The following is a 22980-nucleotide window of genomic DNA, read 5'->3' on the forward strand; positions in this document are numbered from 1 at the left end:
GGGGCAGACTCATTTTGATAGTAGTAGTTGTGCAGGCGTTAGTCTGGCAAATGTCGCCGGGTTATGCCAGAGCTTTGTCATCCATCAGAAATGAAACCGCCGCACTGAGGCGGCGGTAGGCAGATTACTGCGCTTTCTTATCAGCAGCGGCCGGAGCCTGTGCTTTTTCATCGGCTTTCGGCGCCGGTTTGATGTCGAGCAGCTCAACATCGAACACCAGCGTAGAGTTCGCCGGAATACCCGGCACGCCGTTTTTACCGTAGGCCAACTGCGGTGGGATGACCAGCTTGATCTTGCCACCTTTCTTCACATGCTTCAGACCTTCGGTCCAGCCTGGAATCACACCATCCAGACGGAATGACAGCGGCTCGCCACGGGTGTAGGAGTTGTCGAACTCGGTACCGTCAATCAGGGTGCCTTTATAGTTCACCACCACGGTATCGCTGTCTTTCGGTGCGTCGCCAGTACCTTCTTTCTCAACCTGGTACAGCAGGCCAGACTCAGTTTTCTTCACGCCTTTCTCTTTGGCGAATTTGTCAGCGAAAGCGGTGCCTTTATCAGCATTCTCTTTCGCGTCTTTTTCCATCTTCGCCTGAGCAGCGCCTTTCACGCGGCCTTCAAACGCCTGCAGAGTTTGCTCGATCTCTTCATCAGAGAGTTTGCTCTTGCCGCCGAACGCGTCCTGAACACCAGCAATCAGCTGTTGCTTGTCCAGTTTGATGCCCAGTTTCTCTTGTTCCTTAAGAGAGTTGTCCATGTAGCGACCCAGAGAAGCACCCAGCGCATAGGCTGATTGCTGATCTTCATTTTTGAAGGCAGCATTTTTCGGTGCCTGTGGCGCAGCCTGAGCAGCATCAGCCGGGGCGGTGGTCGCTTCAGCGGCCATTGCCAGCGGGGCATTCAGTGCGATGGCCATTGTGGTAGCTAACAATGTGACTTTAAACAGTGATTTCATCCTTTCTCCAAAACCGAAGCCTCTCGCCTCGGGAATCATTGCGGACTGTGGCCCACACTATAACTTTACGTGGCAGCGGCGAACACTCCCACAACGTAATTATCCGGTCAACCTCTGACCTTTTTTGCATCAGGAAGTTTCATCAGAGATGGTGGCATAATGTCCAGATTCAAGCACCCCTGTGGATTTACGCAAAAAACCAGACGATTCCGGGGTAAAACACGTAGAATCTCGCCCGCAATACGCAAGCACCGTAATATGAGGAGTGGTGATGGAACAAGCAGAATGGGAGCAACGCCTTGAGGCGCTGGAAAGCAAACTGGCTTTTCAGGAACACACCATTGATCAGCTCAATCAGACGGTGGTTCAACATGAACTGGAGATGAGCAAACTGCGCGAGCAGGTGCGTCTGTTGGTCGATAAAGTGAAGGCAGCCGCGCCATCCATGATTGCATCGCAATCTGAAGAAACCCCACCACCGCACTACTAAAGAAAAGGCCACCGCGAAGGTGGCCCTGAAATACTTAGTGGTTGCAACCGCAACCGCCGTGGCCGCCGCAGCCGCCCTGGCCGTGATCATGACCGTGGTCGTGATCATGATCGTGGTGATGACCGTGTTCACCGTGAACATGACCGTGCGCCAGTTCTTCCGGCGTCGCTTCACGAATCGCGACCACTTCAACGTTGAAGTTCAGGTTCTGACCCGCCAGCATATGGTTACCATCAACCACAACATGCTCGTCTTCAACTTCAGTGATTTCAACCGGTACCGGACCCTGGTCGGTTTCTGCCAGGAAGCGCATGCCAACCTGCAATTCGTCCACGCCCATGAAGACATCTTTCGGTACACGCTGCACCAGATTGTCATCGTACTGACCGTAAGCGTCGTTTGCCGGGATATGCACGTCAAACTTGTCACCTACCGCGTGATTTTCCAACGCTTTTTCCAGACCAGAAATCAGGGAACCATGACCGTGCAGATAGTCCAACGGTGCACTCACCGGTGACTCGTCAACCAACACACCGTCTTCGGTACGAACCTGATACGCCAGGCTCACCACCAGGTCTTTTGCTACTTTCATGATATCTCCTAACCGTTGAGAACTGCGAATCCCGTCTCATTGGTCCATTTTTGCGAGCAAAAACACCAACCAGAAAGGTTCAAGACTGAGGATGCTGACAACGCAATGCCGCATACTGCTCAGCGTTAATGGCGCCGATTGTAGCGGAATTCAATCCCGCTGTAAGTTTAAGCTTAAAAAAAGCTGCGCCATCACGCTACTCGGGATGAAAAATGCCGATCACCTGCTCCTGACTGCGTACCTGATCGCGCACCTGCTTATCGGCTTCGCGCATCTGATGCCCGCACTTCACGCATTCCACCACGTCCACATTGTTTTCACGCCACATCGCCAGCGTGTCCTTCTGCTGACAGTGCGGGCACACCGCACCGGCAATAAAACGTTTACGCATACTGATTCCTGCCCGTTACACACGGATAAGGTAAGTGTAGTTACTCATCATCCCAGCCATCAAACTGACGCTTCTCATGCTGCATTTCGCGCTGGAAGATATCTTCCAGCTCGCGCCGCGCCTCACGCACGCGTGAAACGGTCGCGCTATCGGTTTGCTGGTTAGGCATCAACTCACGCAGCATACGCATATCCAGACGACGGAAATGATGTTGCGCGCGCTGCGCCTGATGCGGATGCATACCCAGCGAGATCAGCGCCTTGCGTCCCAATTCCAGCGCACTGGAGAAGGTTTCACGCGAGAACAGGGTCACGCCCGCCTGCAATAGCTCGTGTGCTTCCACACGACCACGCGCCCGCGCCAAAATCTTCAGTTGTGGGAAATGCTGCTGGCAGAGATGCACAATAGTCATGGCATCTTCCGGCTCATTACAGGTGATAACGATCGATTGCGCCGTTGCCGCACCCGCCGCTCGCAGCAGCTCCAGCTCGGTTGCATCGCCATAATAAACCTTGTAGCCATATTTACGCATCAGGCTGACGGCCGAGATATCGCGTTCCAGCACCGTGATGCGTTTGTTGTTTGCCATCAGCAAACGCCCCACCACTTGTCCGAAACGACCAAAACCGACCACGATCACCTGCGGCTGATCATCTTCAACAAAGGGCTTCTCGCTATCGTCTTCCGCCTCATTAAAGCGATGCGCCAGCAGACGATCAATCCCCTGCATCAGCAGCGGCGTGGTCATCATCGACAGCGTCACCGTCACCAGCAACAACGGCAGTTGATCGCCACTAAACAGCTTCGCCGACGCGGCCGCCGAAAACAGCACAAAGGCAAATTCCCCGCCCTGACTCAGCACCCCGGCAAACTGCTGACGCTCCGAACTGCGCAGGCCATATACCCGCGCCAGCACATACAGCACCAGCGTTTTCACCATCACCAGGATCACCACGCCCAGCAGAATTTCCAGGATGTGGGTGTAGAGCACGCCGAGGTTGAGCGCCATGCCGACGGAAATAAAGAACAACCCCAGCAGCAGCCCCTTAAACGGTTCGATCGCCACTTCCAGTTCATGGCGATACTCACTTTCTGCCAACAAGATACCGGCGATAAAGGTCCCGAGCGCCATCGACAGGCCCAGGGCATCCATAAACAGTGCGGAGCCGAGCACCAGCAACAACGAAGCTGCCGTGAAGACTTCACGCACACCGGAGGCAGCGATAAAGCGGAAAATAGGACGCAACAGGAAACGGCCACCAATCAGCATCCCGGCAAAGGCCAGCACCTTCATGCCAACCTTCAGCCAGTCCACATGGCCGCTGTCGCCACCCGCCAGCAGGGGCACCAGCGCCAACGCCGGGATCACCGCCAGGTCCTGGAACAACAGCACCGAGAAACCGAGCTGCCCGGCTTCACTCCGGTTCATCCCTTTATCGCGCATCAACTGCAACGCCATCGCGGTGGATGACATCGCCAGACCGATACCGCCAATCACCGCCGCCTGCCAGGAGAAATCGGTCAGCCACAGCAGAACACCGAGAATCGCCGCAGAAATCAGCACCTGGGCCGCACCCACACCAAAAATCGAACGCCGCAGCGCCCAGAGTTTTGCCGGGTTCAGCTCAAGGCCGATGATAAACATCAGGAACACCACGCCAAGTTCGGAGAAGTGCAGAATCTCATCCACATCGCTGATGAAACCCAGCCCCCAGGGGCCGATGGCAATACCCGCCAGCAGATAACCCAGCACCGCGCCAATACCCAGCCGCGCGGCGATCGGCACAATCAGCACCGCCGCCACCAGATAGATGACACCCGCAGTCAGCAACGTTTGACCTTCCATCAGACACCTCCCTGCGGCAACGGCGCAGAAAGCCAGTCGCTGTAAGCCTGCGCAAAATTACGCAGCACTGCCGGTGTCTGACGCCGCGCCCAGTAGATCACCATCGGTGTCATCCAGTGCATACGGCACATCTGTGCCGTCAGCTCAAACGGCCGCATGATGTCACTCATCGGGTAGCGGTTCAGTCCCTGTTGCGAATAGGCGGTTTCCGGCTCACCGGTGGTGACCACGCTACGCCAGTATTTCCCCTCCAGCGCATTGCCGTCCACGCCGCTGGCAAAGCCACGCGACAACACGCGATCCAGCCACTCCTTCAGCAGCGCCGGGCAGCTGTAGGTATAAAGCGGATGCTGGAAAACCACGATTTGATGTTCACGCAGCAGTTGCTGCTCATAGTGAATATCGATAAAAAAATCCGGATAGTGGGCGTATAAATCGTGCACCGTGACGTGGTCCAGTTCCATAGCCGACTGCAGCAAAACCCGATTAGCAATCGAATCCTGTGATTCCGGATGGGCGTAAAGCAGCAGGATTTTGGGTGGCTGCGACATCGTTCCCCTCCAAAGCGTCGTCATAGCGCAGGAATTCCGCTACCATGCTCGACGCAACTAACAGTTCATCTAATTATGTTGCCAGTAAATTAACATATTCTGACGATACGGCGCTTATGATTGTCTTCTCCTCGTTACAAATTCGTCGCGGCACCAATGTGCTGCTGGATAACGCAACTGCGACCATTAACCCTGGCCAGAAAGTGGGCCTGGTGGGTAAAAACGGCTGCGGCAAATCCACGCTGTTGTCGCTGCTCAAAGGTGAAATGAGCAGCGATGCCGGTAGCGCCACCTTCCCGGGCAACTGGGCGCTGGCGTGGGTCAATCAGGAAACCCCGGCGCTGAGCAAAGCCGCGCTGGAATATGTTATCGATGGCGACCGCGAATATCGTCAGCTGGAGTCCGAATTAGCCGATGCCAACGCACGCAATGACGGCAATGCCATCGCGCTGCTGCATGGCAAGCTGGATGCCGTACAGGCATGGAGTATCCATGCCCGCGCATCAAGCCTGTTGCACGGTCTGGGTTTCAACCAGGAACAGCTTCAACGCCCGGTGAGTGACTTCTCCGGTGGTTGGCGTATGCGCCTCAACCTTGCGCAAGCGCTGGTGTGCCGTTCCGATTTGCTGCTGCTTGATGAACCGACCAACCACCTCGATCTCGATGCGGTGATCTGGCTGGAACGCTGGCTGAAAAGCTACGAAGGCACCCTGATCCTGATCTCGCACGACCGCGACTTCCTCGATCCGGTGGTGGATAAGATCATCCACATCGAACAGCAAACGATGTTTGAGTACACCGGTAACTACAGCTCGTTTGAACGTCAGCGCGTCGCCAAACTGGCACAGCAGCAAGCGTTGTATCAAAGCCAGCAGGAAAAAGTGGCGCACCTGCAAAGTTATATCGATCGTTTCCGCGCGCAGGCCACTAAAGCCAAACAGGCGCAGAGTCGTATCAAAATGCTGGAGCGCATGGAACTGATTGCCCCGGCACACGTTGATAACCCGTTCAGCTTTAGCTTCCGTCCACCGGAAAGCCTGCCGAATCCATTGTTAAAAATGGAAAAAGTGACTGCGGGCTACGGCGATCGCATCATTCTTGACGCCATCAAACTTAACCTGGTGCCGGGTTCGCGTATTGGCCTGCTGGGGCGGAATGGCGCGGGTAAATCGACGCTGATCAAACTGCTGGCCGGTGAGCTATCCCCCATCGATGGCGAAATTGGTCTGGCGAAAGGCATCAAACTGGGTTACTTCGCGCAGCACCAGTTGGAATTTTTACGTGCCGATGAGTCACCATTGCAGCATCTGGCACGTATCGCGCCGAAAACGCTGGAGCAGCAACTACGTGATTATCTGGGTGGTTTTGGCTTCCAGGGTGATAAAGTCAGTGAAGTGACCGAACGCTTCTCCGGTGGTGAGAAAGCCCGTCTGGTACTGGCGTTGATCGTCTGGCAGCGTCCCAACCTGTTGTTGCTCGACGAACCGACCAACCACCTCGATCTCGATATGCGTCAGGCTCTGACCGAAGCGCTGATTGATTTTGAAGGCGCCCTGGTGGTGGTGTCGCATGACCGCCATCTGCTGCGCGCCACCACTGACGACCTCTATCTGGTACACGATCGTAAAGTGGATATCTTCGAAGGTGACCTGGAAGATTACCAGCAGTGGCTGAGCGACCTGCAAAAACAGCAGGCGCAACAGGATGCCGCTCCCAGGCAGGATAGCGGCAACAGCGCCCAGGCTCGTAAAGATCAGAAGCGCCGTGACGCCGAACTGCGCGCCCAGACTCAGCCGCTGCGTAAAGAGATTGAGAAACTCGAAAAGCAGATGGCCAAGTGGCAGAGCCAGTTGAGTGAAGCTGAGCTGCTGCTGTCAGACAGCGCAATTTATGATCAGAGCCGCAAAGCGGATCTGACCGCTGCGCTTCAGCGCCAGGCAGAGAGTAAATCGGCGTTGGAAGAGGTGGAAATGGCGTGGCTGGATGCGCAAGAGCAGCTGGAGCAAATGCTGGCCGCACCATAACAGCCCATTCCGTATCGGCGCGATTTATCGCGCCGATACGGACGTGTTACACCGGAACATCGCCTAAAACCGTCGCGCGCTGCATCACCCGCCGCGCCGGATAATAATCCGCATTAGCGTAATGCTGCGTCACACGGTTATCCCAAATCGCCACATCATTCTCCTGCCAACGCCAGCGCACCTGAAACTCCGGCTTCGTAATATGGGCGAACAGGAAGCCCAGCAGGGCATCGCTCTCCTTCTCACTCAACCCAATCAGCCGCGTGGTAAATCCTTCATTGACGAATAACGCCTTACGCCCGCTAACCGGGTGAGTACGGATCACCGGATGCGTCACCGGCGGATGTTTCGCCACCGCCTGCTGCCAGCGCTGATGTTCCTCGGCAGTTTTGCGATATTTGAACTCCTGAAAAGACTTTTTAAAATCGTGCTCGGCCCGCAACCCGGCCAACAACGTCTTAAAGGGTTCCGATAACGCCTCATACGCCGCAATGCCGCTGGCCCACAACGTATCACCGCCCCTTTCCGGCAACAGCTTAGAAGCCAGAATGGCAATCGCCGGGGGCGTTTCGATAAAGGTGACATCAGTGTGCCAGTTGTCGTTATCCGGCGGATTATCCTGATGGGTATCCAGCACGATGATTTCCTCCACGCCCGGCGCATGGGGATAGACGGGATGAATATGTAAATCACCGAAGCGTATCGCCAGCGCACGCTGCTGCTCCGGGGTAATCACCTGATTACGCAGGAACAACACCTGATGCCGCAACAGGCCATGATAAAGCTGTTCAAATTGCGCATCGCTCAGCGGGCGACTGAGATCCACATCGCTCACTTGCGCACCGATATTCGGCCCCAGTGCGCTAAAAGTCACACGTTCGTTCATTGCTGCTCTCCATTCCACGGCGTCAGGCGGCGCTGCAAAGCGCGCAGGCCCAGTTCTAAACTAAACGCGATCAACGCAATCACCAGGATGCCCGCCAGCACCACATCCGTCGCCAGAAACTCCCCGGCTGACTGCACCATAAAACCGAGGCCGCGCGTGGCGGCAATTAACTCGGCGGCGACCAGTGTTGACCAACCCACTCCGAGGCCGATACGCAGCCCGGTCAGGATTTCCGGCAACGCCCCCGGCAGAATCACCCAGCGCAACAGTTGCCAGCGCGTGGCACCCAGCGCCTGTGCGGCACGGATACGGACCTGCTGCGCATTTTTCACCCCGGCCAACGTGGACAAGGTGACAGGCGCGAAAATCGCCAGGTAAATCAGTAAGATTTTTGAGGTTTCGCCAATGCCGAACCAGATCACCATCAACGGCAGATAAGCCAGCGGCGGCACCGGGCGGTAGAGTTCAATCAACGGATCGAGCAGCCCACGAATCGCCGGACTCAGCCCCATCGCAATCCCAACCGGAATGCCGATCAGCGCCGCAAAAAACAGCGCCACCAGCATACGCGTCAGGCTGGCACCGAGATGCTGCCAGAGCGTGGCATCCATAAAACCCTGCGGGCTGGCAATCAACAGCAGCTTTTTCAGCACCTGCTGCGGCGCAGGCAGAAACAGCGGCGCAATCAATCCCAATGCCGTAACGCCCCACCACACCAGCAACAGCACCGCGACGCTCAGCAAACTGAGCGACAATTGACGGGAAAACGGCCAACGCAGGCCACGGCGACGGCGCGCCGCCCGTGCTTTGTCATCAATTAATGCGCTCATGCAAACGCCTCCCGCTGGGCAAACACCTGATTCAGCACGTATTCGCGGCGTGCAATAAACGCCGGATCGGATTTGATGCTGCGGCAGGGTTCCCCGTCAGCGAAGCGTTGACCAAAATCGAGCTTCAGCCGCTCCACCACGCGTCCTGGCCCTGGCGACAGCAGCACCAGCTCACTGGCGAGGAACACCGCTTCCTCAATGTCATGCGTAATCAGCAGGATCTGCTTGCCGGTATCGCGCCACAGCGTCAGTAACAGGGTTTGCATCTGTTCACGGGTAAAGGCATCAAGCGCGCCGAAGGGTTCATCTAACAGCAGCAGCTGAGGGTCAGCCGCCAGCGCACGCGCAATCCCCACGCGCTGACGTTGCCCCCCAGAGAGCTGCCAGATAAAACGCTTTTCCGCTCCCTCCAGCCCGACTTTGCGAATCAGACGACGCGCGATGCTATAACGCTCCGCTTTTGCCATCCCCGCCAGTTGCAGACCAAAGGCCACGTTGTCGATCACATTGCGCCACGGCAGCAGCCCTTCGTTCTGAAACACCACGCCACGTTCAGCGCCCGGCCCGTTAACCGATTTGCCATCCAGCGTGATGCTGCCTGACTCCAGCGGCAGGAATCCGGCGATTAAATTCAGCAGCGTGGTTTTGCCACAGCCTGACGGTCCCAGCACCACCAGCAGTTCACGCTGATCCAGTTGCAGATTGATATCCTGCAACGCAGGTTGTCCGGCGTAACGCGCATTAAGATGGGTGATGCTGAGCATAGGACCTCCGGTTATTTCACTAAGGGGGCAACGAAGCGGGTAGTCACGAAGCTGCTGTAATCACTGGCGGCGTCCGGCACCTTGCCCTGCTCTTTCAGGAAGTGCGCGGTATCGACAATCGCCTTGTTCACCGGATTGCCGAGCTGCTCCAGTTGCTGCTGCGCGGTCAGATAGGTGTTGCCTTCCACCAGTCCCGGCACCTGCGCTTCCGGCACGCCGCTCAGACGTGACAGCTTGCTGAGGTTATCCGGCTGCTTCAGCCACTGTTGTGGGTTGTCGATGTAGGCTCTCTGCGCGTCCAGGGCGCTGCGGGCAAAGGCGGTGACAATTTCTGGATGCTGCTGGGCAAAGTCTTTACGCACCACCCAGACATCCAGCGTCGGCGCGCCCCATTTGCCCACCTGCGAGGAATCGGTCAGCACCTTGCCATCCTTCTCCAGTTCGTTAACTGCCGGTGCCCAGACGTAGGCACCATCAATATCGCCACGCTGCCAGGCGGCAATGATCGCGGGGGGTTGCAGGTTCACCAGTTGGACGTACGTGGGTTTGATACCCCAATGTTTCAGCGCCGCCAGCAGGCTGTAATGGGTGGTGGAGATAAAGGGGACTGCAATCCGTTTACCGATGAGATCTTTGGGATTGTTGATGGATTTCTTCACCACCAACGCTTCGGAATTTCCGAGCTGCGAAGCCAACAGGAAGGCCTCGATCGGCAGTTGCTGAGTGGCCGCTACCGCCAGCGGGCTGGAGCCGATGTTGCCAATCTGGACATCGCCAGACGCCAGCGCACGCAACACGCTGGCTCCGCTATCAAACTTACGCCAGTCAACGGTCGCGCCGCTCTGTTTGGCGAAGGTGTTGTCGGCCTGCGCCACTTTGGCCGGTTCCGCCGAAGTCTGGTACGCCACCGTGACGTTAACCGCCTCGACCTGGAAGGTCAGCAACGCCAGCGCTGCTGCCAATGTGGTTATGGTTTTCTTCACTGCCATCATCGTACACCCCAATATTTTTATGTTGGGTGCAGTGTCGCCAGCAGTAATGGTTTCATAAAGGAATTAAAAATTATCCCTAATGAAAATCGGTTCTTAGGCAATCATCGGGCAAGACTATGCAGAATACGCAAATACAAAAAAGGCGCGTCAGACGCGCCTCGGATTGACTTAGTGCCAAATCAACAGCACACAGGCGGCGGTCAGGATTCCCATCGCCAGGTTAAAGATTTTCCACGCACGCGGGCTTCGCAGCAAACGACCAATCAGTGAGCCGAAGCCCATCCAGATCACCCCGGAAACCACATTCACCAACGCCATACCGACGCTAATTGCTACCACCGAGTGCAGGTAAGCGGCCCCCGCCAGGCTAAAGCTGGCTACGGCCCCCAACGCCATCAGCCACGCCTTTGGATTAATCAGTTGCAGTAACCCGCCCTGCCAGAACGGCGTTGGAACCGGCGGGGCCGAATCCGTATCCAGTTGCTCATACTCCGCCGTGGCGATTTTCCATGCCAGCCACAGCAGATAAAGGCTACCGGCGATTTTCAGAACCAGATGTAAGGCAGGATAGAGTAGGATAAGGCCACCCACGCCAAAGGCCACCATCAGCAGCATCGCCTGCATACCGATCATGATGCCGATTAACAACGGGAAAGAACGCAGAAAGCCAAAGTTGGCAGCGGAGGCGGTAAGTAACATATTATTAGGCCCTGGCGTGATCGCAGCGACCCAGAGAAAGCCCAGCATTGACAAAAACAGACTCAGTTCCATGTTGATTCGGGTGCTCCTCACCCAGGAAAGCCAAAAAACCCATCGAAACTATCAGCGAGATATGCATCAGACAAGCGTTTACCACAGTAATTTTGACTCCCCGCCCGAAGAGGACTTCATTCCTCTCAGCGGTTTTCGCAATCCGCATCTGCAAACTCTGCTGCCGCGTCTGCTCAGGCGGCGCGTGACTCTGCGCCCACACTGGCAACGCCTCGATTTACCGGACGGCGATTTTGTCGATCTTGCGTGGAGTGAAGACCCTATTCAGGCCGCGCACAAACCACGCATGGTGCTGTTTCATGGTTTAGAGGGCAGCTTTCACAGCCCCTATGCGCATGGGTTGATGCAGGCATGTCAGGCACGCGGTTGGCTGGCAGTGGTGATGCATTTTCGCGGGTGTAGCGGTGAACCGAACCGCCTGCACCGGATTTACCATTCCGGCGAAACCGAAGATGCCAGCTACTTTCTGCGCTGGTTAAAGCGGGAATGGGGCGATGTCCCCACCACCGCCGTCGGCGTGTCGCTGGGCGGTAATATGCTGGCATGTCTGACCGGGTTGGAGGGACATGATGCGCCGCTGGATGCCGCAGTCGCCATCTCTGCGCCCCTGCTGCTGGAACCCTGTAGCCAGAAGCTGGAGAACGGTTTCTCACGTTTTTATCAGCACTACCTGCTGACGCAGCTGAAAAAGAACGCTAAACGTAAGTTGAAAGCCTGGCCTGGCACCCTGCCGGTCGATTTACGCGAACTGCGCGCCCTGCGCCGCCTGCGCGACTTTGACGATGCCGTCACCTCCAGAGCACACGGTTTTGTCGACGCAGGCGATTATTATCATCGTGCCAGCGCGATGCCGCTGCTGACCGGGGTACGCAAACCGCTGCTGATCATCCATGCTAAGGACGATCCCTTTATGACCGACGCAGTAATACCGAAGCCGGAGCAACTGTCGTCCTCGATTCAATATCAGCTGACGCAGCAAGGCGGCCATGTCGGCTTTGTTGGCGGTACGCTGCTACGACCGCAAATGTGGCTGGAACAACGCGTGCCGCAGTGGTTATCAACTTACCTGGATGTATGATCGTGATTATTCCGTGGCAACAACTTGAAGCTGAAACGCTGGAAAACCTGATCGAAGCCTTTGTATTACGCGAAGGCACCGACTACGGTGAACAGGAGCGCAGTCTGGCGCAAAAAGTCGCTGATGTGCGTCGCCAGCTGGAACGCGGTGACGCAGTACTGGTGTGGTCAGAACTGCACGAAACCGTCAATATCATGGCACGCGGTGAATTTCGCGGCTAATGCACATCCCGGCTTTTCGTGCTAACAATGCTCATCGCCGGACTTCACAGGGAGCTTTGTTATGTCAGCCAGGCATCCGATCATTGCCGTTACCGGTTCCAGCGGCGCCGGAACCACCACCACCAGCCTTGCCTTCCGCAAAATATTCCAGCAGTTGAACCTGCATGCGGCAGAGGTCGAAGGTGACAGTTTTCATCGCTACACGCGCCCTGAGATGGACATGGCGATCCGCAAAGCGCGCGACCTTGGCCGTCATATCAGCTATTTCGGCCCGGAGGCCAACGATTTTGGCCTGCTGGAGCAAACCTTTAAGCAATACGGTAAAACCGGTCTTGGTCAGTCGCGCAAATATCTGCATACCTATGACGAGGCCGTGCCGTGGAATCAGGTGCCGGGTACCTTCACCCCATGGCAGCCGCTGCCGGAAAACACCGATGTGTTGTTTTATGAAGGCTTGCACGGCGGGGTGGTGACGCAGCAGCACAACGTGGCTGAACACGTCGACTTATTGGTAGGTGTGGTACCGATCGTCAACCTTGAGTGGATTCAAAAGCTGATTCGCGACACCAGCGAGCGCGGCCATTCACGCGAAGCGGTGATGGATTCGGTGGTGCGTTCGATGGAAGATTACATCAACTTCATCACCCCGCAGTTCTCACGCACCCATATCAACTTCCAGCGCGTACCCACCGTCGATACGTCTAACCCGTTTGCTGCGCGTGAAATTCCATCACTTGATGAAAGCTTTGTGGTGATCCATTTCCGTGGTCTGGAAGGTATTGCCTTCCCCTATCTGCTGGCGATGATTCAGGATTCCTTTATCTCGCATATGAACACCCTGGTGGTGCCCGGCGGCAAAATGGGTCTGGCGATGGAGCTGATTATGACGCCGCTGGTGCAGCGACTGATTGAAGGCAAACGCATCGAATAATCAAACATAACCGTAACGGCGCGATTTATCGCGCCGTTACGACCGGGCTAGAGTTCAATAACCTCGTAGCTGTGGGTGATTTCTACCCCTTTGCCCAGCATAATCGCTACCGAGCAATATTTTTCAGCCGACAGATCAACCGCCCGCGCCACTGCTTTATCGCCCAGCGCTTTGCCGGTAACAATAAAATGCAGGTTGATATGTGTGAAAATGCGTGGCGCTTCTTCACGACGTTCCGAGGTCAGTTTGACCTCACAATCCTTCACATCATTGCGCCCTTTTTGCAGGATCGACACGACGTCAATCGCGCTGCAACCGCCTGCCGCCATCAGCACCATCTCCATCGGGCTCGGTGCTTTGTCGCCCGAATTGCCATCCATTAATATCTGGTGACCTGATGAGGATTCTCCGAGAAAGGTAAGCCCTTCCACCCATTTAACCCGTGCCTGCATTATTCTTTCTCCTGAATAGGCTGATTTGCCGCCAGAGTACGCTTTCACCTGAGAAACAGCAATCCAGACTAATCGCCCTTTTGCTGAAGCGAGACAACAGAAGACAGCTAGCAAAAGCTGTGCTACAAACAGAGCTGAAAATATTTTCGTCGCAATAGACGAAGGCGGGAAGAATCAGAAGCCTGGCTTAAGAGTCCACCCGAATAATTTTCCTTAACAGGAAGCGCTCTACGATTTCACCGCCTGACAGGGAAAACTGCCCCCTGTGTTTTGGGCACGATTACAACAGAGGATAATAGCGAATGGTTCTCGGCAAACCGCAAACAGACCCTACACTCGAATGGTTCCTGTCCCATTGCCATATTCACAAATATCCATCCAAAAGCACCCTGATTCATCAGGGTGAGAAAGCGGAAACGCTCTACTACATCGTGAAAGGTGCCGTTGCGGTGCTGATCAAGGATGAAGAAGGCAAAGAGATGATTCTCTCCTACCTCAATCAGGGGGATTTCATCGGCGAGCTTGGCCTGTTTGAAGAAGGTCAGGAACGTAGTGCCTGGGTACGAGCCAAAACTGCCTGCGAAGTGGCTGAAATTTCCTACAAAAAATTCCGTCAGCTGATTCAGGTAAACCCGGATATTTTAATGCGTCTTTCGGCGCAGATGGCGCGTCGCCTACAGGTGACATCAGAAAAAGTGGGCAACCTTGCCTTCCTTGATGTGACCGGTCGCATTGCGCAGACGCTGCTCAATCTGGCCAAACAGCCCGATGCCATGACCCACCCGGACGGGATGCAGATCAAAATCACCCGTCAGGAAATTGGTCAGATCGTCGGATGCTCACGCGAGACAGTTGGCCGTATTCTGAAAATGCTGGAAGATCAAAACCTGATCTCCGCACATGGTAAAACCATCGTCGTTTACGGCACCCGCTAATTTCTTCTCACCCACGGCGTGATGGCAGCATCACGCCGTTTTTGTCTGCGATGAGCTGATGTGGCGTCGAATCATCTATCATCCCGAAGTGAACTATGCCCTGCGGCAAACGCTGGTGCTGTGCCTGCCCGTGGCCCTCGGCTGGCTGTTTGGCGACCTGCAAAAAGGCTTGCTGTTCTCCTTAGTGCCCGCCTGTTGCAACATCGCCGGTCTTGATACGCCCCATAAACGCTTTTTTAAACGCCTGATTATTGGCGGTTCCCTGTTTGCGACCGGCAGCTTTCTGATCCAGTGGCTGACGGATTATCACGTCCCCCTGCCGCTGATTCTGCTGGTGCTGCCACTATTAGTGGGCGTGACGGGTGAGATCAGCCCGTTGCATGGCCGCTTGTTACCCGCCACGCTGATTGCCTCCATCTTTACCCTGAGCCTGGTGGGACGTATGCCGATCTGGGTGCCTCCGCTGCTCTATATCGGCGGGACCTTGTGGTATGGGTTGTTCAACTGGTTCTGGTTTTGGCTGTGGAAAGAGCAGCCGATGCGCGAGTCGCTGAGCCTGCTGTACCGTGAGCTGGCGGATTATTGCGATGCCAAATATACCCTGTTGACGCAGCTGACCGACCCGGAGAAAGCGCTGCCGCCGTTGCTGGCACGCCAGCAAAAAGCGGTAGATCTGATCACCACCTGCTACCAGCAAATGCATATGCTGTCGGCCAGCCGCGATAACAGCCATAAACGCCTGACGCGTGCCTTTCAGGTGGCACTCGATTTGCAGGAACATATCTCCGTCAGCCTGCATCAGCCGGAAGAAGTGCAAAAGCTGGTGGAGCAGAGCCATGCTGAAGCGGTGATTCGCTGGAATGCCAAGACCATCTCCGCCCGTCTGCGCTTGCTGGCCGATGCCATTTTGTATCACCAACTGCCGGAACGGTTTCAAATGGATAAGCAGCTGGGTGCGCTGGAAAAAATTGCCCGCCAGCACCCGGACAATCCGGTGGGGAATTTCTGCCTGTATCACTTCAGCCGCATTGCGCGCGTGCTGCGCACCCAGAAACCGCTGTATACCCGTGATCTGATGGCCGATCGCCAACGGCGTCTGCCGTTTTTTCCGGCGCTGCGCAGCTATCTGTCGCTGAAATCCCCCGCCTTACGCACCGCTGCACGTTTTGCCGTGATGCTGATGTTTGGTAGCGCGCTGGCGCTGTTCTTCAACATCCCCAAACCTTACTGGATTCTGATGACCACCATGTTCGTCAGCCAGAATGGCTACAGCGCCACGCGGGTAAGAATTCAACACCGAGCGCTCGGCACCTTTGCCGGGCTGTTGATTGCTGCCGCCTCGTTACGCTTTGACGTACCGGAATCCATCACCCTGTTGTTTATGCTGGCGATCACCCTCGCCAGCTATCTGGTGACACGTAAATATTACGGCTGGTCAATGATTGGCTTTACGGTGACGGCGGTGTATTCGCTCCAGTTGCTGTCACTGAATGGCGCGCAGTTCCTGCTGCCACGCATGATGGATACGCTAATGGGATGTCTGATTGCCTTTGGCGGCATGATTTGGCTGTGGCCGCAGTGGCAGAGCGGCTTACTGCGTAAGAATGCGCACGATGCGCTGGAAGCCGACCAGGAAGCGATGCAATTATTGCTCGGACCGGAGCAGTCACCGGAGAAACTGGCGTATCAGCGCATCAAGGTCAACCAGGCGCATAACGCCATGTTTAACTCGCTGAATCAGGCGATGACCGAGCCGGGCTTCAATTCGCAGTACCTGAAAGATATGCGGCTCTGGGTGACGCACAGTCAGTTTATTGTCGAACACATCAACGCCATGACTATCCTGGCACGCGAACATACCATGCTGACGCCTAAGTTGGCGGAAAGGTATCTGCAATCCTGTGAGATCGCGCTGCAACGCTGTCAGCAGCGGCTGGAGCATGATGGCCCCGGTAACGACAGCAATATTCTGGAAGCACCGGAAAACATCAATGAGGGGGCGGTAACGATTGTCGAGCAGCATGTGAAGCGCATTCTGCAACACCTGAACGTGATGCACACCATCTCTTCTCTGGCATGGAGCCAGCGACCACATCATGGCCGCTGGCTGACCGGACTACGGGTGAAAAACTGAGTTACGCCGCCAGCACCTTCTCGATAGCCACTGCGAACCGCGCCATACCCTCTTCGATATCGGTCGGTTCAATCACCAGTGACGGTACAAAACGGATCACATCATTGCCAGCAGTCAGGATCATCAGACCTTCGGCGGCAGCGGCATGCAGAATGTCACGCGCCTTGCTGGCATGCTGCGGCTTCAATGCCGCACCGATCAACAGACCTTTGCCACGAATATCCGTGAACAGGTCAAATTTGCTATCCAACGCTTTCAAGGCTTCCACAAACTGCTGACGGCGTGATTCAACACCGTCCAGCACGTCAGGGGTGTTGATGATGTCGAGCGCCGTTTCGGCAATCGCACAGGCCAGCGGGTTGCCGCCGTAAGTGGTGCCATGCACGCCGGGAGCCATCACCGAGGCGATTTCATTGGTGGTCAGCATCGCGCTTACCGGGAAGCCGCCGCCCAGCGCTTTCGCGGTGGTGATGATATCCGGGGTGATGCCGTAGTGTTCGTAAGCGAACAGCTTGCCGCTACGGCCCATGCCGCTCTGCACTTCGTCCAACACCAGCAGCGCGTTGTGCTCATCACACAAGGCACGCAGGCCCTGCATAAACTCAGGAGTGGCAGGCATCACACCGCCTTCGCCCTGAATCGGTTCGACCACGATGGCGCAGGTGTGATCGTCGATCACCGCTTTTACCGCCGCCAGATCGTTGAAGGGAACATGCACGATATCAGCCGGTTTCGGGCCAAAGCCGTCGGAGTATTTCGGCTGACCACCCACTGATACGGTAAACAGCGTGCGCCCGTGGAAAGCGTTATGGAAGGCGATGATTTTGCTTTTGAACGGACTGTGTTTTTTGCAGGCGTAGTAGCGCGCCAGCTTAAACGCGGCTTCGTTAGCTTCGGCACCGGAGTTACCAAAGAACACGCGATCAGCAAAGGTCGCGGCAATCAGTTTACTCGCCAGACGCAACGCCGGTTCATTGGTGAACACATTGCTGGTGTGCCACAGGGTTTCCCCCTGGGTTTTCAGTGTTTCCACCAGCGCCGGATGGCAGTGGCCCAGCGCAGTCACCGCGATGCCGCCAGAGAAATCGATATATTCTTTGCCCTGTTGATCCCAGACTCGGCTGCCCTTGCCTTTTACCGGCACAAACTGCGCTGGTGCATAAACAGGCAAAATAACGTTATCGAACGTTTCCCGGGTTACCGCTAGCTTTTCTGCTGCCATTGCCTACCTCATCGGATTATTTGTTGAGCTGACGTGAAATTATAATCACAAAATATGCATAAAAAATCACACAAAGGCAAACACAACTTAAGTCTTCAGGAAATTCGCCAGAAGCTGATGGCCCTGCTCGCTGAGGATGCTTTCCGGGTGAAATTGCACCCCCTCGAGTGGCAGCGTTTTATGGCGGAATCCCATGATCTCATCCGGTTCACCATCACGCAGGCTCCAGGCGGTAATTTCGAACTCTTCAGGGAGGGTCGCGCGCGCCACAATCAGCGAATGGTAACGGGTGACGTTGAGCGGATTATTTAACCCACGAAAGACACCGCTGTCGTTATGGCGAATCGCCGACGTTTTGCCGTGCATCACCTGACGCGCGCGTACCACCTGCGCGCCATACACCTGGGCAATGGCCTGATGGCCAAGGCATACGCCAAGGATCGGTAAGCGGCCAGCAAAACGGCGGATCGCCGCCAACGAGATGCCGGACTGATCCGGAGTGCAGGGGCCAGGCGAAATCACCAGATGAGTGAGCGGTAGCGCCTCCATTTCGTCGAGGGTGATGGCATCGTTGCGCACCACCCTGACGTCAGCACCCAATTGGCAAAAGTATTGGTAGAGATTCCAGGTGAAGGAGTCGTAATTATCGATTAACAGCAGCATAGCGCCCTCAGGCAGGTCAAACCGCCGCTATTCTACGCATTTTAGCGGGCGGGGCTTACCACTTTTGCAAACTGCGCACTGAGCAGAGTTAAATCGCCACCTACCGCCTCGCGAATCGCCGCACGCCAGCTATCACGGTCCAGTTTATCCCACGTCAGCAAATAGCCTGCGTGCAACGCCAGTTGCTCGAAGAAGATGCGTTGTGCGCGGCCATTCCCGGCCCGGAACGGATGCAGCACATAAATCTCGCAGTAGTAATGTGCCAGACGCCTGACAAATTCATCCTGCGCCAGATGGCTCAACCCGTCTTCATCCGCCAGTGCACTCATCAGGTTGTTACCCTCTTTCTCGATGTAGGCGCAGTGACAATATGGCGTCTCGTCGCTCCAGATATCTACCGTGCGCAGCTCACCGGCCCAACTGTAGAGATCCTGAAACAGGGTGCGATGAATATGACACAGCCATGGCATCCCCCTGCGCTGCGGCCCCAACTCCAGGGTGGCAAGCCGTGCCGCGCTGAACGCCAGTTCGGCTTTACGCAATTGGGCGCTGTCGTGAATATCCAGGCGATTCTTCAGCACGCTGTCGTTATGCCACAGATAGGGATCGCGTACCGCCAGTGAGTTATCCGCCATATTGCCTCCTTAACGAGGTCAGCCGTTCGTCGGCCTGTTCAAGCGTGATGGCCGGTTCGCTCAGCATATAGCCCGCCAGACGGCAGCTGGCCTGATAGCTGGCAGCACGGCGCTGTTGCCACAGCGTGGCTTTCTGTTTGTCGGTCAGTTTGCTGGTCATAGAGCCTCCGGCAAGCAATTTGCCCTAAGTATAAGCAGCAAATATTCGCTTTGCCGGAGAGCGGCAGGAGGCGCCATCGCAAAATGGCGCGCAAAAAAATCAGGGCAGAACTTTGGCGGAGAGGATAACGATCGGTTTTGACGGCACATTCTGGTACGGACCCACATCTTTGGTCGGCACCTGAGAAATCTTATCGGCCACGTCCATTCCTTTCACAACTTTACCAAATACGGCATAGCCAAAATCACGCTGTCCGTGATCAAGGAAGGCGTTGTCGGTAACGTTAATAAAGAACTGGCTGGTTGCGCTGTCTTTCTCCGCAGTACGCGCCATCGCGATGGTGCCGCGCAGGTTACGCAGGCCGTTATCTGCCTCGTTTTTGATTGGCGCGTTGGTTTGCTTCTGCTGCATATCCGTGGTGAAACCGCCCCCCTGCACCATGAAGCCAGGGATCACGCGATGGAAAATGGTGTTGTTGTAGAAACCATTGTTGACGTAATCAACAAAGTTTTTCACCGACACCGGGGCTTTCTGGTTATTCAGTTCGAGTTCGATATTACCCGCAGAGGTGGTGAGCAGAACGTGAGTATCGCCTTTTGCCGCCAGGGCAGAAACGGAAACAGATGAGAGCGCTAACAGGGCAACTGCCGCTGTCAAAGTACGTTTAAACATGAAAGATTCCTTACCATGAAGTGCAAGCTCAAAACGAGATTGATTGTAAAGAGCATGTAATACAAGAGCCAGCGTTTTACCTATATTTACGCGGCAGCGGCAAATGCCCGAAATTCGGGGCTACGCAATCATTTGCGTGACGCAAATCACACTATTAGTGAAATCTAATAACCTTATTTCACTCTTTGTTTATTAAGATCACAGTTGCATTTACAATTCATGACACTTTTTGCCAACTTCGGTGCTCAAAACAGGTCCCCCACATGACAAACCGTAATCGTATTGGCCTTACCTGGATCAGCTTTTTCTCTTATGCGCTGACGGGCGCACTGGTGATTGTGACCGGGATGGTACTGGACAATATTGCACAGTATTTCCAGCTGCCGATCTCGGAAATGAGTAACACCTTCACCTTTCTCAATACCGGTATTCTGGTCGCGGTATTCCTTAACGCCTGGCTGATGGTGATTGTGCCGTTAAAACGTCAGTTGATCTTTGGCTTCGTGCTAATGGTACTGGCGGTGTTTGGTCTGATGACCAGCCACAACCTGTCGGTGTTCTCACTGTGCATGTTTGTGCTTGGTGTGGTGAGCGGCATTACCATGTCGATCGGCACCTTCCTCATTACCCATCTGTACGATGGTCGCCAGCGCGGTTCACGCCTGCTGTTTACTGATTCCTTCTTCAGCATGGCCGGTACGCTGTTCCCGATTATCGCTGGCATCCTGCTGGCGCGCGCCCTGCCGTGGTACTGGGTTTACGCCTGCATTGGCGTTATTTATATCGCCATCTTCGTGCTGGCGCTGTGCGTTGAGTTCCCGGTTTTGAAAAACAACACCGAAACGCAGGCGGCGGAAAAAGAGAAATGGGGTATCGGCGTGCTGTTCCTGTCGATTGCCGCGCTGTGCTACATCCTCGGCCAACTGGGCTTCATCTCCTGGGTGCCGGAATACGCCACCAAAACCATGGGGATGGATATCGCTGCTGCCGGCCAGTTAGTAGGTAACTTCTGGACCGCCTATATGGTCGGCATGTGGGTGTTCAGCTTCCTGCTGCGCTTCTTCGATCTGCAACGTATCCTGATGGTACTGGCGGCGATTGCCACCGTGTTGATGTACTGGTTTGTCAGCACCAATGACGCCAATATGCTGCACTGGATCATCATGACACTCGGCTTCAGCTCCAGCGCTATCTACACCACCATCATCACCCTGGGTTCACTGCAAACCAAAGCCTCATCACCGAAGCTGGTCAACTTTATCCTGACTTGCGGTACCGTCGGTACCATGTTGACCTTTGTGGTCACCGGTCCGATTGTGGCGAAAGGCGGTGCGCATGCGGCACTGGCGACTGCTAACGGCTTATACGCCGTGGTGTTTGTGATGTGTGTACTGCTCGGCTTTGTCACTAAACATCGCCAGCACGGCCATATTACGCACTAACCTGCGCGGGCGGACGTCAGTCCGCCCTGCAACTCAACGCCGAAAGGTTACCGCTTCCGTTTCCCCCAGATAGATCTCACTGCTTGCAGGCTCTGTTGCTGCCACCAGCTCGCCTTTACGCAACGAATAACGCACCGGCACCTGACGTCGCACCGCATCAAATCCGCTTTCGGCTGGCAGGATAATCAGGCTGGCATCATTACCCGGCTCCAGGCCATAACCGCTAAGTTGCATGGTTTTGGCGCTGTTGGTGGTGATTAGCTGCAACCCCGCATCAATCTGTTCATAACCCATCAACTGGCAGACATGCAGCCCCATATGCAGCACCTGCAACATGCTGGCGGTACCGAGCGGATACCAGGGATCAAACACATCGTCGTGACCAAAACAGACGTTGATATTCGCCTCCAGCAACTCCTTAACCCGGGTAATGCCGCGCCGTTTGGGGTAGCTGTCAAAACGGCCCTGCAAATGAATATTTACCAACGGGTTGGCGACAAAGTTGATACCTGACAGGCGCAGCAGACGGAACAGACGTGAGGTATAGGCATTGTTGTAGGAATGCATCGCCGTGGTATGACTGGCGGTCACTCTGCCCCCCATGCCATCGCGATGAGCCAGTGCCGCGACGGTTTCTACAAAACGCGACTGCTCATCATCGATTTCATCGCAATGCACATCCACCAGCCGGTCGTAGCGATTCGCCAGCGCAAAGGCCTTGTGTAATGACTCAACGCCATACTCACGGGTAAATTCGTAATGGGGGATCGCTCCCACCACGTCTGCGCCGAGGCGCAGTGCCTCTTCCAGCAGGGCTTCGCCATTGGGATAAGAGAGAATACCTTCCTGCGGAAAGGCGACTATCTGGATATCAATCCACGGCGCCATCTCCGCTTTCACTTCCAGCATGGCTTGCAGCGCGGTCAGCGTCGGGTCTGAAACATCCACATGGGTACGCACATGCTGGATACCGTTAGCGATTTGCCATTTCAACGTCTGCTTTGCACGCTGCTTTACGTCATCATGACTCAGCAAAGCCTTACGCTCGGCCCAGCGTTCAATGCCTTCGAACAGCGTTCCGGATTGATTCCACGCCGGTTCACCCGCGGTTTGCGTGGTATCGAGATGGATATGCGGTTCAATAAAGGGGGCGCTTGCCAGGCCGCCTTCGGCGTCGAGTACACCTTCCTGGGCGCTGCACTCGGCCGATTGTGGGACAATACGGGAAATTTTCCCCTGCCCGATTTCGATTTGCCACAACCCCTGCTGGCCGGGTAAACGCAGATTGTTGATCCATTGCAGCGACGTCTTAGCCATGCCCTTCTCCTGTAGAAACGCGACAT

25 protein-coding genes are annotated in these 22980 nt (G+C 55.4%); 8 read left to right on the forward strand and 17 right to left on the reverse strand.

The window, feature by feature from the left end:
• Positions 1-124 precede the first annotated feature (124 nt).
• A complete protein-coding gene (fkpA, locus tag AC6I8T_RS19065) occupies positions 125-955 on the reverse strand; it encodes an FKBP-type peptidyl-prolyl cis-trans isomerase (RefSeq protein WP_021184810.1) in 831 nt (276 codons plus the stop codon).
• A gap of 271 nt (positions 956-1226) precedes the next feature.
• Here fkpA and AC6I8T_RS19070 point away from each other — a divergent pair, with 271 nt between their 5' ends.
• Entirely contained in the window at positions 1227-1445 is a 219-nt protein-coding gene (locus tag AC6I8T_RS19070) for a protein SlyX (protein ID WP_013510780.1), read from the forward strand.
• A 34-nt stretch (positions 1446-1479) separates the two neighbouring features.
• On the opposite strand, the gene slyD is transcribed toward AC6I8T_RS19070, so the two are convergent.
• From slyD to kefG, 4 genes are all read right to left on the reverse strand, one after another.
• Entirely contained in the window at positions 1480-2037 is a 558-nt protein-coding gene (slyD, locus tag AC6I8T_RS19075; protein ID WP_021184811.1) for a peptidylprolyl isomerase, read from the reverse strand.
• A 196-nt stretch (positions 2038-2233) separates the two neighbouring features.
• Positions 2234-2434, reverse strand: a complete 201-nt coding sequence (locus AC6I8T_RS19080; RefSeq protein ID WP_152521888.1) for a YheV family putative zinc ribbon protein — start codon at positions 2432-2434, stop codon at positions 2234-2236.
• 34 nt (positions 2435-2468) lie between these two features.
• A complete protein-coding gene (kefB, locus tag AC6I8T_RS19085) occupies positions 2469-4274 on the reverse strand; it encodes a glutathione-regulated potassium-efflux system protein KefB (RefSeq protein ID WP_021184812.1) in 1806 nt (601 codons plus the stop codon).
• Complete coding sequence (gene kefG, locus AC6I8T_RS19090) at positions 4274-4825, reverse strand: glutathione-regulated potassium-efflux system ancillary protein KefG (protein ID WP_208724291.1); 552 nt, start codon at positions 4823-4825, stop codon at positions 4274-4276. The genes kefB and kefG overlap by 1 nt, the downstream gene beginning before the upstream one ends.
• 116 nt (positions 4826-4941) lie before the next feature.
• On the opposite strand from kefG, the gene AC6I8T_RS19095 reads away from it, so the two are divergent.
• A complete protein-coding gene (locus AC6I8T_RS19095; RefSeq protein ID WP_208724292.1) occupies positions 4942-6849 on the forward strand; it encodes an ABC transporter ATP-binding protein in 1908 nt (635 codons plus the stop codon).
• 46 nt (positions 6850-6895) lie between these two features.
• Here AC6I8T_RS19095 and tauD read toward each other — a convergent pair whose 3' ends face one another.
• The 5 genes from tauD to AC6I8T_RS19120 form a co-directional block, all read right to left on the reverse strand.
• Complete coding sequence (gene tauD / locus AC6I8T_RS19100; RefSeq protein ID WP_497834239.1) at positions 6896-7735, reverse strand: taurine dioxygenase; 840 nt, start codon at positions 7733-7735, stop codon at positions 6896-6898.
• A complete protein-coding gene (gene tauC / locus AC6I8T_RS19105) occupies positions 7732-8565 on the reverse strand; it encodes a taurine ABC transporter permease TauC (protein ID WP_021184816.1) in 834 nt (277 codons plus the stop codon). The genes tauD and tauC overlap by 4 nt, the downstream gene beginning before the upstream one ends.
• Entirely contained in the window at positions 8562-9329 is a 768-nt protein-coding gene (gene tauB, locus AC6I8T_RS19110; RefSeq protein ID WP_208724295.1) for a taurine ABC transporter ATP-binding subunit, read from the reverse strand. The genes tauC and tauB overlap by 4 nt, the downstream gene beginning before the upstream one ends.
• A gap of 11 nt (positions 9330-9340) precedes the next feature.
• A complete protein-coding gene (gene tauA, locus AC6I8T_RS19115) occupies positions 9341-10321 on the reverse strand; it encodes a taurine ABC transporter substrate-binding protein (RefSeq protein WP_437180265.1) in 981 nt (326 codons plus the stop codon).
• A 168-nt stretch (positions 10322-10489) separates the two neighbouring features.
• Complete coding sequence (locus tag AC6I8T_RS19120; RefSeq protein ID WP_021184819.1) at positions 10490-11092, reverse strand: LysE family translocator; 603 nt, start codon at positions 11090-11092, stop codon at positions 10490-10492.
• Between the two features lie 61 nt (positions 11093-11153).
• Between AC6I8T_RS19120 and AC6I8T_RS19125 the strand changes: the two genes are divergently transcribed.
• The 3 genes from AC6I8T_RS19125 to AC6I8T_RS19135 all read left to right on the forward strand — a co-directional run bounded on the left by AC6I8T_RS19125 (position 11154) and on the right by AC6I8T_RS19135 (position 13322).
• On the forward strand, positions 11154-12170 hold the full coding sequence (locus AC6I8T_RS19125; protein ID WP_208724296.1) for a hydrolase: 1017 nt from the start codon (positions 11154-11156) through the stop codon (positions 12168-12170).
• A gap of 2 nt (positions 12171-12172) precedes the next feature.
• Positions 12173-12391 (forward strand): YheU family protein, encoded by a 219-nt coding sequence (locus tag AC6I8T_RS19130; protein WP_036626752.1) that lies wholly within the window; start codon positions 12173-12175, stop codon positions 12389-12391.
• Positions 12392-12452: 61 nt separating this feature from the next.
• Positions 12453-13322, forward strand: a complete 870-nt coding sequence (locus AC6I8T_RS19135) for a phosphoribulokinase (RefSeq protein ID WP_021184822.1) — start codon at positions 12453-12455, stop codon at positions 13320-13322.
• A 47-nt stretch (positions 13323-13369) separates the two neighbouring features.
• On the opposite strand, the gene AC6I8T_RS19140 is transcribed toward AC6I8T_RS19135, so the two are convergent.
• On the reverse strand, positions 13370-13774 hold the full coding sequence (locus AC6I8T_RS19140; protein ID WP_021184823.1) for an OsmC family protein: 405 nt from the start codon (positions 13772-13774) through the stop codon (positions 13370-13372).
• Positions 13775-14076: 302 nt separating this feature from the next.
• On the opposite strand from AC6I8T_RS19140, the gene crp reads away from it, so the two are divergent.
• Both crp and AC6I8T_RS19150 read left to right on the forward strand, forming a co-directional pair.
• Positions 14077-14709, forward strand: coding sequence for a cAMP-activated global transcriptional regulator CRP (gene crp / locus AC6I8T_RS19145; protein ID WP_013510795.1), 633 nt, complete (start codon positions 14077-14079; stop codon positions 14707-14709).
• A 58-nt stretch (positions 14710-14767) separates the two neighbouring features.
• Entirely contained in the window at positions 14768-16843 is a 2076-nt protein-coding gene (locus AC6I8T_RS19150; protein ID WP_021184824.1) for a YccS/YhfK family putative transporter, read from the forward strand.
• 1 nt (position 16844) lies between these two features.
• Here AC6I8T_RS19150 and argD read toward each other — a convergent pair whose 3' ends face one another.
• The 5 genes from argD to ppiA all read right to left on the reverse strand — a co-directional run bounded on the left by argD (position 16845) and on the right by ppiA (position 20195).
• A complete protein-coding gene (gene argD, locus AC6I8T_RS19155; RefSeq protein ID WP_021184825.1) occupies positions 16845-18065 on the reverse strand; it encodes a bifunctional acetylornithine/succinyldiaminopimelate transaminase in 1221 nt (406 codons plus the stop codon).
• An 87-nt stretch (positions 18066-18152) separates the two neighbouring features.
• Positions 18153-18728, reverse strand: coding sequence for an aminodeoxychorismate synthase component II (locus AC6I8T_RS19160; RefSeq protein ID WP_208724297.1), 576 nt, complete (start codon positions 18726-18728; stop codon positions 18153-18155).
• A 41-nt stretch (positions 18729-18769) separates the two neighbouring features.
• Complete coding sequence (locus tag AC6I8T_RS19165; protein WP_021184827.1) at positions 18770-19363, reverse strand: putative adenosine monophosphate-protein transferase Fic; 594 nt, start codon at positions 19361-19363, stop codon at positions 18770-18772.
• Positions 19353-19523: a YhfG family protein gene (locus AC6I8T_RS19170; RefSeq protein ID WP_208724298.1), complete on the reverse strand. Its 171-nt coding sequence runs from the start codon at positions 19521-19523 to the stop codon at positions 19353-19355. The genes AC6I8T_RS19165 and AC6I8T_RS19170 overlap by 11 nt, the downstream gene beginning before the upstream one ends.
• 99 nt (positions 19524-19622) lie before the next feature.
• Entirely contained in the window at positions 19623-20195 is a 573-nt protein-coding gene (ppiA, locus tag AC6I8T_RS19175; protein ID WP_208724299.1) for a peptidylprolyl isomerase A, read from the reverse strand.
• A gap of 263 nt (positions 20196-20458) precedes the next feature.
• Here ppiA and tsgA point away from each other — a divergent pair, with 263 nt between their 5' ends.
• On the forward strand, positions 20459-21637 hold the full coding sequence (gene tsgA, locus AC6I8T_RS19180; RefSeq protein WP_021184830.1) for an MFS transporter TsgA: 1179 nt from the start codon (positions 20459-20461) through the stop codon (positions 21635-21637).
• Positions 21638-21670: 33 nt separating this feature from the next.
• On the opposite strand, the gene AC6I8T_RS19185 is transcribed toward tsgA, so the two are convergent.
• Positions 21671-22954, reverse strand: a complete 1284-nt coding sequence (locus tag AC6I8T_RS19185; protein WP_208724300.1) for a cytosine deaminase — start codon at positions 22952-22954, stop codon at positions 21671-21673.
• Positions 22955-22980: the final 26 nt, after the last annotated feature.

It is taken from the genome of Pantoea sp. X-Soil-OKNW-556 (genome assembly GCF_059730695.1).